Annotated in this window: 11 protein-coding genes; 7 read left to right on the top strand and 4 right to left on the bottom strand. The window is 69.6% G+C overall.

Features of this window, described 5'->3' with window-relative positions; translation table 11 throughout:
• The first annotated feature begins 99 nt into the window (after window positions 1-99).
• From ABXJ52_RS14635 to ABXJ52_RS14625, 3 genes are all read left to right on the top strand, one after another.
• The gene (locus ABXJ52_RS14635) at window positions 100-900 is read left to right on the top strand and encodes a phosphoribosyltransferase family protein (RefSeq protein WP_367049056.1); all 801 of its coding nucleotides are present in this window, start codon (window positions 100-102) and stop codon (window positions 898-900) included.
• 259 nt (window positions 901-1159) lie between these two features.
• The gene (gene raiA, locus ABXJ52_RS14630) at window positions 1160-1909 is read left to right on the top strand and encodes a ribosome-associated translation inhibitor RaiA (protein ID WP_367042521.1); all 750 of its coding nucleotides are present in this window, start codon (window positions 1160-1162) and stop codon (window positions 1907-1909) included.
• A 196-nt stretch (window positions 1910-2105) separates the two neighbouring features.
• Entirely contained in the window at window positions 2106-2849 is a 744-nt protein-coding gene (locus tag ABXJ52_RS14625) for a response regulator transcription factor (protein ID WP_367042519.1), read from the top strand.
• Window positions 2850-2857: 8 nt separating this feature from the next.
• On the opposite strand, the gene ABXJ52_RS14620 is transcribed toward ABXJ52_RS14625, so the two are convergent.
• Window positions 2858-4045 carry a crosslink repair DNA glycosylase YcaQ family protein gene (locus ABXJ52_RS14620; RefSeq protein ID WP_367042517.1) on the bottom strand — a complete coding sequence of 396 codons (1188 nt, stop codon included), beginning with the start codon at window positions 4043-4045 and terminating at the stop codon, window positions 2858-2860.
• A gap of 109 nt (window positions 4046-4154) precedes the next feature.
• Entirely contained in the window at window positions 4155-4727 is a 573-nt protein-coding gene (locus ABXJ52_RS14615) for a GNAT family N-acetyltransferase (RefSeq protein WP_367042515.1), read from the bottom strand.
• Window positions 4728-4951: 224 nt separating this feature from the next.
• Between ABXJ52_RS14615 and secA the strand changes: the two genes are divergently transcribed.
• Complete coding sequence (gene secA, locus ABXJ52_RS14610) at window positions 4952-7795, top strand: preprotein translocase subunit SecA (RefSeq protein WP_367042512.1); 2844 nt, start codon at window positions 4952-4954, stop codon at window positions 7793-7795.
• Window positions 7796-7883: 88 nt separating this feature from the next.
• Here secA and ABXJ52_RS14605 read toward each other — a convergent pair whose 3' ends face one another.
• A complete protein-coding gene (locus ABXJ52_RS14605) occupies window positions 7884-8330 on the bottom strand; it encodes an Rv3235 family protein (RefSeq protein ID WP_367042510.1) in 447 nt (148 codons plus the stop codon).
• A gap of 386 nt (window positions 8331-8716) precedes the next feature.
• Here ABXJ52_RS14605 and ABXJ52_RS14600 point away from each other — a divergent pair, with 386 nt between their 5' ends.
• Window positions 8717-9166: a hypothetical protein gene (locus ABXJ52_RS14600; RefSeq protein ID WP_367042508.1), complete on the top strand. Its 450-nt coding sequence runs from the start codon at window positions 8717-8719 to the stop codon at window positions 9164-9166.
• A 143-nt stretch (window positions 9167-9309) separates the two neighbouring features.
• A complete protein-coding gene (locus ABXJ52_RS14595) occupies window positions 9310-9987 on the top strand; it encodes an HAD family hydrolase (protein WP_367042506.1) in 678 nt (225 codons plus the stop codon).
• Between the two features lie 15 nt (window positions 9988-10002).
• On the opposite strand, the gene ABXJ52_RS14590 is transcribed toward ABXJ52_RS14595, so the two are convergent.
• Window positions 10003-10569, bottom strand: coding sequence for a DJ-1/PfpI family protein (locus ABXJ52_RS14590; RefSeq protein ID WP_367042505.1), 567 nt, complete (start codon window positions 10567-10569; stop codon window positions 10003-10005).
• 496 nt (window positions 10570-11065) lie between these two features.
• Here ABXJ52_RS14590 and ABXJ52_RS14585 point away from each other — a divergent pair, with 496 nt between their 5' ends.
• A complete protein-coding gene (locus ABXJ52_RS14585; protein ID WP_367042504.1) occupies window positions 11066-16012 on the top strand; it encodes an NAD-glutamate dehydrogenase in 4947 nt (1648 codons plus the stop codon).
• Window positions 16013-16017: the final 5 nt, after the last annotated feature.

Below are 16017 nucleotides of genomic sequence, written 5' to 3'. Positions count from 1 at the left end.
GAGGGCCCCGATCAACGCTGTTACCACGTCCCGGAGTTGTCCACAGGCGGTTGTCCACAGGGGTGGCAGGGGCGCGTGCGTCTTGGCACAGTGGAGGGCATGCCGAGGTGGTGGCAGGACCTCACCGACCTGGTGCTGCCGGCCGAGTGCGGAGGCTGTGGCAGGCCTCGTGCGGCGCTCTGCGCGCAGTGCCGCGAGGCCCTGTGCGGGGCCGCGCCGCGCCGCGTGAGCCCGGATCCCCGGCCGCGTGGGCTGCCGGTGGTGCACGCGGCGGCTCCGTACGGGGACGCGGTGCGGGCGGTGCTGCTCGCGCACAAGGAGCGGGGCGCCCTGGGGCTCGTGGGGCCGCTGGGCGCGGGTCTTGCCGGGGCTGTGCGTGCGGGGCTGCGGGAGAGTGCGGGGCGGGAGGGCATCGCGGTGCGGGAGGGCGGCGTGGGGGGCGCCGGTGACGCTCCGGTACTGCTCGTGCCCGTGCCGTCGGCTCGCGCGGCCGTGCGGGCGCGAGGGCACGATCCCGTACGGCGGATCGCGCTGGCCGCCGCGGGTGAGCTGAGGCGGGGCGGGACGCGGGCCCAGGTGCTCGGCGTGCTGCGCCAGCGGCGAGCCGTGGCCGACCAGGCGGGGCTCAACTCCCGTCAGCGGCAGGTGAATCTGCGGGGTGCCCTTGAGGTGACCGCCGGGGGCGTGCGGCTCCTCGCCGGTGGGCGGGTCGTGATCGTGGACGACCTGATGACCACGGGCGCGTCCTTGGCCGAGGCCGCGCGCGCAATACGTGACGTACACACGGAAGGGAAAGGGCCGGCCGCGTTGGTAACAGCCCGTGAAATTACCCGCGAGAACACGATCACTGCGGCTGTTGTTGCCTCCTCACCGGATTCTTTCGGAATAAACCGGAACTGACTGGGAACTTGCATCGTTGCAGGTAGTGAGAGGGTCAATACACCTGAATGGAGGTATGCGGCGGTAGAGGGTGACGACATCCGTCCGGGCGAGATATGTTCGGTTGTGAGGAATGGCGGAGGCCGTCCCTCGCATATCGGAATGCCGGTCGCCGGGTTTTTTCGCAAACAACCGGGCCGGTCGGGGTGGAGATCTTGTTCACGGGGGAGGAGGAGGTGGAAGTCACCGAGTCCGAGGCTCCGGGAGTCACCGGGGCCTGGTGCAAAAGGGAGATGCTCCGCCACCGAAGCGGGGCGATCCGGGAACGGAGTTCTGCGTGGACATCGTCGTCAAGGGCCGCAAGACCGAGGTGCCCGAGCGGTTCCGCAAGCACGTGGCCGAGAAGCTGAACCTGGAGAAGATCCAGAAGCTCGACGGCAAGGTGATCAGCCTGGACGTCGAGGTGTCCAAGGAGGCCAACCCGCGTCAGGCCGACCGTTCCGACCGCGTGGAGATCACACTCCGCGGGCGCGGACCCGTGATCCGCGCGGAGGCCTCGGCAACCGATCCGTACGCGGCGCTCGACCTGGCCACCGCCAAGCTCGACGCACGGCTGCGCAAGCAGCACGAGAAGCGCCACAACCGGCGCGGCACCGGCAGGCTCTCCGCCGCCGAGGTGGCAGAGCGGGTGCCGGACGCGGCGACTCTCAACGGAGACGGCACCGTCGTACGTGAGGAAGAGCCGGACGGTATCCCCGTCAAGAGGATCGGCTCACTGGAGATCCAGGGCGAAGGCCCGCTCGTGGTCCGCGAGAAGAGCCACGTGGCGGCCCCGATGTCGCTCGACCAGGCGCTCTACGAGATGGAACTGGTCGGACACGACTTCTACTTGTTCGTCGACTCGGAGTCGAAGGAACCGAGTGTCGTCTACCGGCGGCACGCCTACGACTACGGCGTCATCCGCCTCGACACCGACCCCATGGTCGCGCGGGCCGAGTCCGCCGGCGGGGGCGGTGCGCTCGGCGGCTGATCCAGGCCGGTCGAAGGCCGAGAGGGTGCCCCTGGAGCGCGTGTGCGCCCCCAGGGGCACCATCATGCGACCCCTGCGCGCACCGCGCGGCCGTCCGGGCATGAAATCATGGGCGGAGCCGGCCAACCGGTGTGCTGCTGCCTCGGGTTGGCGGCAGCCGACGCACAACGGGCCATGGCCTTCAGGGGGAGGAACGATGGCGGACAGCTTCGGACCGATGCGGGATGCCGATGACGACGACGGCATCGGTATCGGCACCGACATGGGCGCACCGCGCAAGGAGCCCATCAGGGTCCTTGTGGTGGACGACCACGCGCTCTTCCGCCGGGGCCTGGAGATCGTCCTCGCCGCCGAGGAGGACATCCAGGTGGTGGGGGAGGCGGGCGACGGCGCCGAGGCGGTGGACAAGGCCGCGGACCTGCTGCCGGACATCGTCCTGATGGACGTACGCATGCCCAAGCGCGGCGGCATCGAGGCGTGCACCTCCATCAAGGAGGTCGCGCCCAGCGCGAAGATCATCATGCTGACGATCAGCGACGAGGAAGCCGACCTCTACGAAGCGATCAAGGCGGGCGCCACCGGCTATCTCCTCAAGGAGATCTCCACGGACGAAGTGGCCACGGCGATCCGCGCGGTGGCAGACGGGCAGTCGCAGATCAGCCCGTCCATGGCGTCGAAACTGCTCACCGAGTTCAAGTCGATGATCCAGCGCACCGACGAGCGCAGACTCGTGCCCGCGCCGCGGCTGACCGACCGGGAACTCGAAGTGCTGAAGCTCGTGGCGACGGGCATGAACAACCGCGACATCGCGAAGGAACTGTTCATCTCCGAGAACACCGTGAAGAACCACGTCCGCAACATCCTGGAGAAGCTGCAGCTGCACTCCAGGATGGAGGCGGTCGTGTACGCGATGCGGGAGAAGATCCTCGAGATCCGCTGAGGCCCCGCTCAGCCCAGGGCGCGGATCAGCTCGGCGGTCAGCTCGGGGCGGTCCACACGCTCCACCCGTACGGAATCGCAGTTGACCCAGGTCGCCGCCTCACGCAGGGCCTGAGCCACCGCGGGCACGGACTTGGGGCCGTCCAGCGACACCTGCTTGGCGACCAGCGTGCTGCCCTCGCGGGCCGGATCCACCCGGCCGACGAGGTGGCCGCCGGCCAGGACCGGCATCGCGAAATAGCCGTGGATCCGCTTGGGCTTGGGCACGTACGCCTCCAGGCGGTGGGTGAAGCCGAAGATCCGTTCCGTGCGGGCCCGCTCCCAGATGAGGGAGTCGAAGGGCGACAGGAGCGTCGTGCGGTGGCGGCCGCGCGGGGTCGTCCGCAGGGCCGCGGGATCGGCCCAGGCGGGCTTGTCCCAGCCCTCCACCGTCACCGGGACCAGGCCCGAGTCCGCGACCACCGCGTCGAACTGCTCGCCCTTGAGGCGGTGATAGTCCGCGATGTCCGCGCGCGTGCCGACACCGAGTGCCTGTCCCGCCAGACGCACCAGACGGCGCAGGCACTCCGCGTCGTCCAGATCGTCATGGAGCAGCGCTTCCGGAATGGCGCGTTCCGCGAGGTCGTACACCCGCTTCCAGCTGCGCCGCTCCGTGCAGACCACCTCGCCGTACATCAGCGCACGCTCGACGGCGACCTTCGCGTCCGACCAGTCCCACCACTCACCCTTGTTCTTCGCGCCGCCCAACTCCGTCGCGGTGAGGGGGCCTTCGGCGGTGAGCTGCTTGATGACCGTGTCGTACGCACCGTCCGGCAGGTCGTGGTGCCAGTGCGGGCGGGTGCGGTAGGCACGGCGGCGGAAGGCGAAGTGCGGCCACTCCTCGATGGGCAGGATGCACGCGGCGTGCGACCAGTACTCGAAGGCGTGCGGCCGGGCCGGGCCGGTGCCCGATGTGCCGTCCCAGTACGCCGCCTCGACCCTGCCGCGGCCTACGGCGCCTAGACGGGCGTACGGAATCAGCTCGTGCGAGCGGGCGAGGACCGAGATCGTGTCGAGCTGGACCGCCCCGAGATGCCGCAGCACGCCCCGCACACCGGACCTGCGGTCCGGCGCGCCCAGGAATCCCTGGGCGCGGAGCGCGATGCGGCGGGCCTCGTCGGCGGCGAGGTCGAAGGCGGGGCGCGGCAGGCTCGTCATGCCGGAAACGATAGGGGGCGGCACTGACAACACCGCCTGGCCTGCGGGAACCGGCCTGCGGAACCGGTCTGCGGGAGCGGGGTGGCGGTGCGGGCGGCCGGGACGCGCCTCAGTGCCGCGCGGGCAGGTACGGCAGGATCGACGGCAGGCCGATGTCGCCCGGCAGCAGGGCGCCCACCCAGCAGTCACGGAGCGTGGCCTTGTTGAGGAGGGCGCCGCGCAGGGTGCCCTCGAAGGTGAAGCCGGCCTTCTCCACCACCGCGCGTGAGCCCGCGTTGCCGACCTCGGCGCGCCACTCCAGGCGGTTGCAGCCCAGGTCGGTGAAGGCCCACCTGGCCAGGCCGAGGACGATCTCCGTCATGTAGCCGCTGCCCCGGTGCTCCTTCGCCGTCCAGAAGCCGACCTCCCAGGCGCCCGAGCGCGGGTGGTGGAGGCTGGCGGCGGCGATCAGCGGGCCGCCGCCCCGGGGGCGTACGGCGAAGGTGTACTCCGTGTCGTGGCGCCAGCCGTCCGGCACCATGCGCGTGATGAAGCCCTCCGCGTCCGCGCGCACGTACGGCGAGGGGATCGTGGTCCAGCGCCGGATGTCGGCGTCCTGGCAGGCTTCGAACGTCTCGTCCGTGTCGGCGGGCGTGAACGTGCGCAGGATCAGGCGTTCGGTGGTGAGGGTGACGGGCTCCATCCGGTGATTCTGCGGGGGTGGGGGCCCAGTGGGCCAGCGCTTCCGGCCGAGGTTTCACCCGCATTTCGCCGAGCGCTGATCGGCACAACCCGGCACCTTCCAGGCCCCCCGTCCGTTGACGTATCGGCAGACCTCCCGGCGCGGCCCGCTCCTCGCTTACGATGGCCGTTGCCCTATGAGTAAACCGACCATGCCAGGCCCGACCGGCAAGGAGACCAACCCCCGTGTCCGTCCTCTCGAAGATCATGCGTGCAGGCGAAGGCAAGATCCTGCGCAAGCTGCACCGCATCGCGGACCAGGTCAACTCCATCGAAGAGGACTTCGTCAGCCTCTCCGACGCCGAGCTGCGCGCGCTGACCGAGGAGTACAAGGAGCGTTACGCCGACGGCGAGACCCTTGACGACCTCCTCCCCGAAGCCTTTGCCACGGTGCGTGAGGCCGCCAAGCGCGTCCTCGGCCAGCGGCACTACGACGTTCAGATGATGGGCGGCGCCGCGCTGCACCTCGGCTACGTGGCCGAGATGAAGACCGGTGAGGGCAAGACGCTCGTCGGCACCCTCCCCGCGTACCTCAACGCCCTGTCGGGCAAGGGCGTGCACCTGATCACGGTCAACGACTACCTGGCCGAGCGCGACTCCGAGATGATGGGCCGCGTCCACAAGTTCCTTGGCCTGTCCGTCGGCTGCATCATCGCCAACATGACGCCGGCCCAGCGCCGCGAGCAGTACGCCAGCGACATCACGTACGGCACGAACAACGAGTTCGGCTTCGACTACCTGCGCGACAACATGGCGTGGTCGAAGGAAGAACTGGTGCAGCGCGGCCACAACTTCGCGATCGTCGACGAGGTCGACTCGATCCTGGTGGACGAGGCCCGTACGCCGCTGATCATCTCCGGCCCCGCCGACCAGGCCACCAAGTGGTACGGCGACTTCGCCAAGTTGGTCACCCGCCTCACCAAGGGCGAGGCGGGCAACACCCTCAAGGGCATCGAGGAGACCGGGGACTACGAGGTCGACGAGAAAAAGCGCACCGTCGCCATCCACGAGTCCGGTGTCGCCAAGGTCGAGGACTGGCTGGGCATCGACAACCTCTACGAGTCGGTGAACACGCCGCTCGTCGGTTATCTGAACAACGCCATCAAGGCCAAGGAACTCTTCAAGAAGGACAAGGACTACGTCGTCATCGACGGCGAAGTCATGATCGTCGACGAGCACACCGGCCGTATCCTCGCCGGCCGCCGCTACAACGAGGGCATGCACCAGGCGATCGAGGCGAAGGAAGGGGTGGACATCAAGGACGAGAACCAGACACTCGCCACGATCACCCTGCAGAACTTCTTCCGCCTCTACAAGCGCCACGACCACGACGGCAAGGAGACCCCCGGTCTCTGCGGCATGACCGGTACGGCCATGACCGAGGCCGCCGAGTTCCACCAGATCTACAAGCTGGGCGTCGTGCCGATCCCGACGAACCGGCCCATGGTCCGCGCCGACCAGTCGGACCTGATCTACCGCACCGAGGTCGCGAAGTTCGCCGCCGTCGTCGACGACATCGCCGAGAAGCACGAGCAGGGCCAGCCGATCCTGGTCGGCACGACCTCCGTGGAGAAGTCGGAGTACCTCTCCCAGCAGCTCTCCAAGCGCGGCGTCCAGCACGAGGTCCTCAACGCCAAGCAGCACGACCGTGAGGCGCCGATCATCGCCCAGGCCGGCCGCAAGGGCGCCGTCACCGTCGCCACGAACATGGCCGGACGAGGCACGGACATCAAGCTCGGCGGCAACCCCGACGACCTCGCCGAGGCGGAGCTGCGCCAGCGCGGCCTCGACCCCGTCGAGCACGTCGAGGAGTGGGCCGCGGCGCTGCCCGCCGCCCTGGAGAAGGCCGAGCGGTCCGTGAAGGCGGAGTTCGAGGAGGTCAAGAGCCTGGGTGGGCTCTACGTCCTCGGCACCGAGCGCCACGAGTCGCGCCGCATCGACAACCAGCTGCGCGGTCGTTCCGGCCGTCAGGGCGACCCGGGCGAGTCCCGCTTCTACCTCTCGCTCGGCGACGACCTGATGCGCCTGTTCAAGGCCCAGATGGTCGAGCGCGTGATGGCCATGGCGAACGTCCCGGACGACGTGCCGATCGAGAACAAGATGGTGACGCGCGCGATCGCGTCCGCCCAGTCGCAGGTCGAGCAGCAGAACTTCGAGACGCGTAAGAACGTCCTGAAGTACGACGAGGTCCTCAACCGCCAGCGCGAGGTCATCTACGGCGAGCGTCGCCGCGTCCTGGAGGGCGAGAACCTCCAGGAGCAGGTCACGCACTTCATGGACGACACGATCGACGCGTACATCGCGGCGGAGACCGCCGAGGGCTTCGCCGAGGAGTGGGACCTCGACCGGCTGTGGGGCGCCTTCAAGCAGCTCTACCCGGTGCGGGTCACCATCGAGGAGCTCGAGGAGGACGCGGGTGACCGCGCGGGGCTGACCGCCGAGTTCATCTCCGAGTCCATCAAGGACGACATCCACCAGCAGTACGAGGCGCGTGAGGAGCAGCTCGGCTCCGAGATCATGCGTGAGCTGGAGCGGCGGGTCGTCCTCTCGGTGCTCGACCGCAAGTGGCGCGAGCACCTCTACGAGATGGACTACCTCCAGGAGGGCATCGGCCTCCGCGCGATGGCGCAGAAGGACCCGCTGGTCGAGTACCAGCGCGAGGGCTTCGACATGTTCAACGCCATGATGGACGGCATCAAGGAAGAGTCCGTCGGCTACCTCTTCAACCTGGAGGTCCAGGTCGAGCAGCAGGTCGAGGAGGTCCCGGTGACCGACTCCGCCGAGGCCGGGGCTTCCCTGGACAAGAAGGACGCCGTTCCCGCCGGTGGTGGCCGTCCCGAGATCCGCGCCAAGGGGCTCGAGGCTCCGCAGCGGCCCGACCGTCTGCACTTCCAGGCGCCGAACGCCGAGGGCGGGGTCGACGAGGGTGACTTCGAGACCGAGGACGCGGGGGTGCGGTCCGAGTCGGACGGCATGACCCGGGCGGAGCGGCGCAAGGCTCAGAAGGGTGGGCGGCGCCGCAAGAAGTGACGCTGCGCTGAGATGTGGCGGCGTCGGCGCTGCCGGCAGTCGTTCGTGACGTGGGGCCGGGCACGGGTGTGTCCGGCCCTTCGCGCTGTCACGGGGGCGGGGAGCCGACCTCCACCGCTGTGCAGCGCCACCTCTGGTCCGAGCCGAGGCTCAGGCGGAACGCCAGGGCCCTGAGGGCGGGGCCCGCGCCGATCCTCGCGAAGACCTCGTAGACGCCGGGGCGGGGTTCGTAGTGGCCGATGCGGTGGATCGTGGGGCGGCGGCCGTTCACGTTCAGGGGGGTGCGCTCGGCGAGGCGGGTCAGGTCGTCGAAGGCGGTGTGGGCGATGTGGCGTGCCGCCCAGTGGACCGGCTTCTGCCCGCTGAGGACCAGGAGCAGCCGCTCGGTGAAGAGCTCCGTGGGGTGCGGTGGGGGCTGGGGCGGGGTCCTGAGGGGGCGCGCGGGCGTCCGTGGGGTACGTGCTGCCGATGGGCGGCGGGGGTCTGTGCGGCCCGGCGGGCGGGTGGTTGCCGGGCGGGTGCGGGGCCTGGTCATCACCTTGTGCATTGCGTGTCGCCTCCGGCGTTGGGGGTCCGGCCTCGGTGGTCGTGGCGGTTGTGATGGCCACGGGGCGCCAGTACCGGGGAGTAACTTCCGTCGGAGATCTTGTACGGGGGGCGGGGTGGGGGGTGCAAGGGGCCGCGGGTGTGGTGGGTGTGGGCCGGGGGAGTCACCTATCAGGGTGATCGGGGGTCTCCGGATCCATGGGGGCGTTGGGGTGTGCCGGGTGAAGGGCGGGGGTGCGGGGTGACGCGGGGGGTGGGTGTGGGGGGCAGCTCGAAGGGGGACTCCCGGACGTATTCTGGGGGCCTGTTCCGGTGCCTTCGGATGGCTTCTGGCGCCTTCAGGATTTGTGCTTCCGACTGTGAAAGCGGGCCGTCATGCGCGTCTACGTTCCCCTGACCCTCAGCCGCCTCGCCGAGGTGCACAAGGCGGGCGAGCTGGGGCCGGGGCCGCTGACCGCCTACGCCGTGACGCCCGCCCTGCGTGAGTGGTGCGGCTCCGACGACACCGAGGAGCTGGAGTACGCCGCCCTGAGCCAGGCCGCGGCGGCTTCGCTGGGGCTGATCGCCGACGACTCGGGCGCGGCTCGCCGCCGGGTCGTGCTGGCCGCGGATGTGCCGGACGGTGCGCTTGAGCAGGGGGCGCGTGTGGAGGAGCTTGGTGAGGTGCGGGTCGACGGGGTGCTGCCGTTGAAGAAGGTCGCCGCCGTGCATGTGGATGCGGAGGGGGCTGAGGCGGATGTTGCTGCGGGGCTTCTGGGGGGTGACGTCGAGGACCACGAGTTGTTGTGGTTCGCGACGCAGGAGATTCCTGGGCTGATTGCCTGAGGGTTCCCTGCGGGGCCCTGCGGGGCTTGGGCTGGGTTGCCCTGCGGCTTTTCCTGGACGAACGAGCCTTTCCCGCCCGCCCGCCCGTTGCTCTGCATCCGATTCCGGGCGAGCCCTCGCCCCCGGGCGGGTACCGTTTTGGCATGGGGAAGTTGGCGCATGGGGCGCATATCGTGTGGGACTGGAATGGGACTCTGCTGCATGACATTCATGCGGTGATCGAGTCCACGAACGCCTCCTTCGCGGAGCTCGGGCTCGAGCCGATCACGCTCGAGCGGTATCGCGAGCTGTACTGCGTACCCGTACCGCTGTTCTACGAGCGGCTCATGGGGCGGCTGCCCACGGACGCCGAGTGGCAGGTCATGGACGCCGTGTTCCACAAGCACTACTGGGCGCGGGCCGAGGCCTGCGGGCTCGCCGAAGGCGCCGCCCAGCTGCTCGCGGACCGGCGGGCAGCCGGGCGTACGCAGTCGTTGCTCTCGCTCGCGCCGCACGAGCACCTCGTGCCGATCGTGCGGCGGCACGGGATCGAGGAGCACTTCGTGCGCATCGACGGCCGCACGGACACCTCGCACGCCGGCAAGGCCGAGCGGATGGTGCGGCACCTCGCGGCTCTCGAAGGGGTAACCGCCGCCGAGCGGATCGTCGTTATCGGGGACGCTGTCGATGACGCCGTCGCCGCCGCGCACGTGGGTGCCCAGGCCGTGCTCTACACCGGCGGCTCCCACAGCCGGGCCAGCCTGGAGGCCGTCGGGGTCGACGTTCCCGTGGTCGACAGCCTCGCCGAGGCCGTGGATGTCGCCGAGCGTCTGGCCGCCTAGGTCCCCAGATCCCGCCTACGTCACCGGCGCCTTCGCCCTCAGCACCGTCAGGAACTCCCGCATCCAGCCCGAGTGGTCGGGCCAGGCGCGGGCCGAGACCAGCGTGCCGTCGACCACCACCTCCGCGTCACGGAACGTCGCGCCCGCGCTCTGCATGTCCAGCTCCAGGGCCGGATACGCCGTCACCCTGCGGCCGCTCAGGCCGCCGATCGCCGCGGTCAGGAGCGGGCCGTGGCAGATCTGCGCGACCGGCTTGTCCGCGTCGAAGAAGGACTTGAGGATCTTGCGGAGCTCCGGGTCGTTGCGCAGATACTCCGGCGCCCGGCCGCCCGGGATCACCAGGGCCACGTACTGGCCGGGGTCGACCTCGGAGAAGGCCAGGTCCGCGGGCCAGGTGTAGCCCGGCTTCTCCGTGTACGTGTCGAAGCCCGGCTCGAAGTCGTGCACCACGAACCGCAGCGTCTTGCGGGCGGGGGCGGCGATGTGGACGTCGTACCCCTCCTCGCGCAGCCGCTGGAAGGGGTAGAGGACTTCGAGCGACTCCGCTGCGTCGCCCGTCACTATGAGGATCTTGGCTGCCATCTCGGTGCTCGCTCCCACTCGCGCGCTGTCCGTCCGTCCCGCTCAACGTGCATCCGCCCGTCCGGTTTGCCAAGGGGCCCATCGGTCCGTGGAGAGGGGCCGTCGCCGACAAGTGGCGCGAAAGTCTCTGTGCAGAGTGTCAAACTTCCACCCCTGCTTTTGTACACATACGGCTCATGACGACTCCCGGGTGGAGGGCGATAGCCTTGTCCCGTGATCAGCGCTATATCCCGCGGGGGCGCGTACGTCCCCGCCCTGCGCCCGGGGAACACGGAGGACATCCGTGCCCGGGGCGTCGCTGACGCTTCTTCGCGGTGCGGCCAGCCGGATCATCCCGGCCATCGGTCAGCGAAACCGCTGAAAATGGCGGATAACCGCCCGCCCGTCTATCACCGCGGCATAACGTCGACCTCGACCGGAGACCCCGCGTCGCGGCGTTACGTCGGATCACTTCCTTATACGTCACGCAACGGCGCGCGACAGGAGTCAGAGGACAATGCAGACCAAGCTGGACGAAGCCAAAGCCGAGCTGCTCACCAGGGCGGCCCGGGTAGCTGAGAACAGCCCGGTCGGTGGCCGCCTACCGAATGGGGCACCGACCGGGTCGAAGGGCGACGAGGCCACTCCTGACGAGGACATGGCCCTCGCGTTCCTCCAGCGCTACTACCTGCACACCGCCCCGGAGGACCTTGCCGACCGTGACCCGGTCGACGTCTTCGGAGCAGCCTTCTCCCACTACCGCCTGGCCGAGAACCGCCCGCAGGGTACGGCCAACGTCAGAGTGCACACCCCGACCGTCGAGGAGAACGGCTGGACGTGCAGCCACTCCGTCGTCGAGGTGGTCACGGACGACATGCCCTTCCTGGTCGACTCGGTCACCAACGAGCTCTCGCGGCAGGGGCGCGGAATCCATGTCGTGATCCACCCCCAGGTCGTCGTCCGGCGCGATCTGACCGGCAAGCTGCTCGAAGTCCTCGCCGACCCCGGCACCGAGCGTCCGCACGACGCCGTGACCGAGTCCTGGATCCACGTCGAGACGGACCGCGAGACCGACCGCGCGGACCTGAAGCAGATCAGCGCCGATCTGCTCCGTGTCCTGTCCGACGTACGCGAGACCGTCGAGGACTGGGAGAAGATGCGCGACGCCGCGCTGCGCATCGCCGACGAGCTCCCCACCGAGCCGACCGCGGACGACCTGCGCGACCAGGAGGTCGACGAGGCCCGCGAGCTCCTTCGCTGGCTCGCCGACAACCACTTCACCTTCCTGGGCTTTCGCGAGTACGACCTGACGGAGGACGACTCGCTCGCCGCCGTGCCCGGCACCGGCCTCGGCATCCTGCGCGCCGACCCCAAGCACGAGGGCGAGGAGGACCATCCGGTCAGCCCCTCCTTCAGCCGGCTGCCCGCGGACGCGCGCGCGAAGGCCCGCGAGCACAAGCTCCTCGTGCTCACCAAGGCCAACAGCCGCGCCACCGTGCACCGGCCCAGCTACCTCGACTACGTCGGCGTGAAGAAGTTCGACGGCGAGGGCAACGTCGTCGGTGAGCGGCGCTTCCTCGGGCTCTTCTCGTCCGCCGCGTACACCGAGTCCGTGCGCCGCGTGCCCGTCATCCGCCGCAAGGTCCAGGAAGTGCTCAAGGGCGCGGGCTTCTCGCCCAACAGCCACGACGGGCGTGATCTCCTGCAGATCCTGGAGACGTACCCCCGCGACGAGCTCTTCCAGACGCCGCCCGACGAGCTGCGCGCCATCGTCACGTCCGTGCTCTACCTCCAGGAGCGGCGACGGCTGCGGCTGTACCTGCGCAAGGACGAGTACGGCCGCTACTACTCCGCGCTCGTCTACCTGCCGCGTGACCGCTACACCACCGGCGTGCGCCTGCGGATCATCGACATCCTCAAGGAGGAGCTCGGCGGCGACAGCGTCGACTTCACCGCGTGGAACACGGAGTCGATCCTCTCCCGGCTGCACTTCGTGGTCCGCGTCGCGCCGGGCGGCGGCCTTCCGCAGCTCACCGACGCCGACACCGACCGCATCGAGGCCCGGCTCGTCGAGGCCGCCCGCTCCTGGGCCGACGGCTTCGGCGAGGCGCTGACCGCCGAGTGCGGCGAGGAGCGCGCCGCCGAGCTGCTCCGCCGCTACTCGGGCGCCTTCCCCGAGGGCTACAAGGCCGACCACACGCCGCGCGCCGCCGTCGCCGACCTCCAGCACCTGGAGGAGCTCAAGCACGGCCGCGAGGACTTCGCGCTCAGCCTGTACGAGCCGGTGGGCGCCGCCCCCGGTGAGCGCCGCTTCAAGATCTACCGCTCGGGCGGCCAGGTCTCGCTCTCCGCGGTCCTGCCGGTCCTCCAGCGCCTCGGCGTCGAGGTCACCGACGAGCGGCCCTACGAGCTGCGCTGCACGGACCGCACGAACGCCTGGATCTACGACTTCGGCCTGCGCCTGCCCAAGTCGCAGAACGGCAACGGCGACTACTTGGGCGACGACGGCCGCGAGCGCTTCCAGGAGGCCTTCTCCGCCGCCTGGACGGGTGAGGCCGAGGTCGACGGGTTCAACTCGCTCGTCCTGCGGGCCGGGCTCAACTGGCGCCAGGCGATGGTCCTGCGCGCGTACGCCAAGTACCTGCGCCAGGCGGGCGCCACCTTCAGCCAGGACTACATGGAGGACACCCTCCTCAACAACGTCCACACCACCCGGCTGCTCGTCTCGCTCTTCGAGGCGCGGATGTCCCCGGACCGCCAGCGCGCCGGCGTCGAGCTGACGGACGCCCTGCTGGAGGAGCTGGACGCGGCCCTCGACCAGGTCGCCTCGCTGGACGAGGACCGCATCCTGCGGTCCTTCCTCACCGTCATCAAGGCGACCCTGCGCACGAACTTCTTCCAGGAGGCGGAGGGCGGCAAGCCGCACAGCTACGTCTCCATGAAGTTCGACCCGCAGGCCATCCCCGACCTCCCCGCGCCCCGCCCGGCGTACGAGATCTGGGTGTACTCGCCGCGCGTCGAGGGCGTCCACCTGCGCTTCGGCAAGGTCGCCCGCGGCGGTCTTCGCTGGTCCGACCGGCGAGAGGACTTCCGCACGGAGATCCTCGGCCTGGTCAAGGCGCAGATGGTGAAGAACACCGTCATCGTGCCCGTCGGCGCCAAGGGCGGCTTCGTCGCCAAGCAGCTGCCCGACCCGTCCGTGGACCGTGACGCGTGGCTGGCCGAGGGCGTGGCCTGCTACAAGACGTTCATCTCCGCGCTGCTCGACATCACCGACAACCTCGTCGCCGGCGAGGTAGTGCCGCCCGCCGACGTCGTGCGCCACGACGAGGACGACACGTACCTCGTCGTCGCCGCCGACAAGGGCACCGCGACGTTCTCGGACACCGCGAACGAGGTCGCCGAGTCGTACAACTTCTGGCTCGGTGACGCCTTCGCCTCCGGCGGCTCCGCCGGTTACGACCACAAGGGCATGGGCATCACCGCCCGCGGAGCCTGGGAGTCCGTCAAGCGGCACTTCCGGGAGCTGGGCACCGACACGCAGTCCGAGGACTTCACGGTCGTCGGCGTCGGCGACATGTCCGGTGACGTGTTCGGCAACGGCATGCTGCTCTCCGAGCACATCCGCCTGGTGGCCGCCTTCGACCACCGGCACATCTTCATCGACCCGAGGCCGGACGCCGAGACCTCGTACGCGGAGCGCCGTCGTCTCTTCGAGCTGCCGCGCAGCTCCTGGGCCGACTACAACAAGGAGCTGCTCTCCGCGGGCGGCGGGATCTTCCCGCGCAGCGCCAAGGCGATCCAGCTGAACGCCCACATCCGCGAGGCACTCGGCATCGAGAAGGGCGTCGGCAAGATGACGCCGGCCGACCTGATGCAGACCATCCTCCAGGCGCCGGTGGACCTGCTGTGGAACGGCGGCATCGGTACGTACGTGAAGTCGTCGGTCGAGTCGAACAGCGACGTCGGCGACAAGGCGAACGACGCGATCCGCGTGAACGGCGCCGACCTGCGCGTCAAGGTCGTCGGCGAGGGCGGCAACCTCGGTCTGACCCAGCTGGGCCGCATCGAGTTCGCGCGGGCCGGCGGGCGCATCAACACCGACGCCATCGACAACAGCGCGGGCGTGGACACCTCCGACCACGAGGTGAACATCAAGATCCTGCTCAACTCGGTCGTCGCCAACGGCGACATGACCGTCAAGCAGCGCAACACGTTCCTCGCCGCGATGACGGACGAGGTCGGGACCCTGGTCCTGCGCAACAACTACGCGCAGAACACCGCCCTGTCGAACGCGGTCGCCCAGTCCCCGTCCCTCCTCCACGCCCACCAGCGCTTCATGCGCCGCCTGGGCCGTGACGGACACCTGAACCGAGGGCTGGAGTTCCTGCCCACCGACCGGCAGATCCGTGAGCTCCTGAACTCCGGCCGCGGGCTCAGCCAGCCCGAGCTCGCCGTGCTCCTCGCGTACACGAAGATCACGGCGGCCGACGAGCTGATCCACACGACGCTGCCGGACGACACGTACCTGCGCGGGCTGCTGCACGCGTACTTCCCGAAGGCCCTGCGGGAGAAGTTCCCCGAGCAGGTCGACGGGCACGCGCTGCGCCGCGAGATCGTCACCACGGTGCTCGTCAACGACACGGTGAACACCGGTGGTTCGACGTTCCTGCACCGTCTGCGCGAGGAGACGGGAGCCTCGCTGGAGGAGATCGTGCGGGCGCAGCTCTCGGCCCGCGAGATCTTCGGTCTGAGCAAGGTCTGGGACGCGGTCGAGGCGCTCGACAACGTGGTGACCGCCGATGTCCAGACGCAGATCCGGCTGCACTCGCGCCGCCTCGTCGAGCGCGGCACGCGCTGGCTGCTCAACAACCGGCCGCAGCCGCTCCAGCTCGCCGAGACCATCGACTTCTTCCGAGAGGGAGTCGCCAAGGTCTGGACCGAGCTGCCGAAGCTCCTGAGCGGCTCCGACCAGGAGTGGTACCAGAGCATCCGCGACGAGCTGACGGGCTCGGGCGTCCCCGACGACCTCGCCCAGCGCGTCGCCGGGTTCTCCTCGGCCTTCCCGTCGCTCGACATCGTGGCGATCGCCGACCGCATGGGCAAGGAGCCGATGGCCGTCGCCGAGGTCTACTACGACCTCGCGGACCGGCTGCGGATCACCCAGCTCATGGACCGCATCATCGAGCTGCCTCGGGCCGACCGCTGGCAGTCGATGGCGCGTGCGTCGATCCGCGAGGACCTGTACGCGGCGCACGCCGCCCTGACGGCCGACGTGCTGGCCGCCGGGAACGGCGAGGACACTCCCGAGCAGCGCTTCAAGGCCTGGGAGGAGAAGAACGCGGCGATCCTGAGCCGGTCGCGGACGACCCTGGACGAGATCCAGAGCTCGGACTCGTTCGACCTGGCGAACCTCTCGGTCGCCATGCGGACGATGCGGACGCTGCTGCGCTCGCACACGTAGGCCCC

The organism is Streptomyces sp. Je 1-332 (assembly GCF_040730185.1).
In the GTDB taxonomy this organism is placed as follows: Bacteria; Actinomycetota; Actinomycetes; order Streptomycetales; family Streptomycetaceae; genus Streptomyces.
The sequence above is the reverse complement of the archived record's forward strand: the minus strand, read 5'-3'. Positions and strand labels throughout refer to the sequence as shown.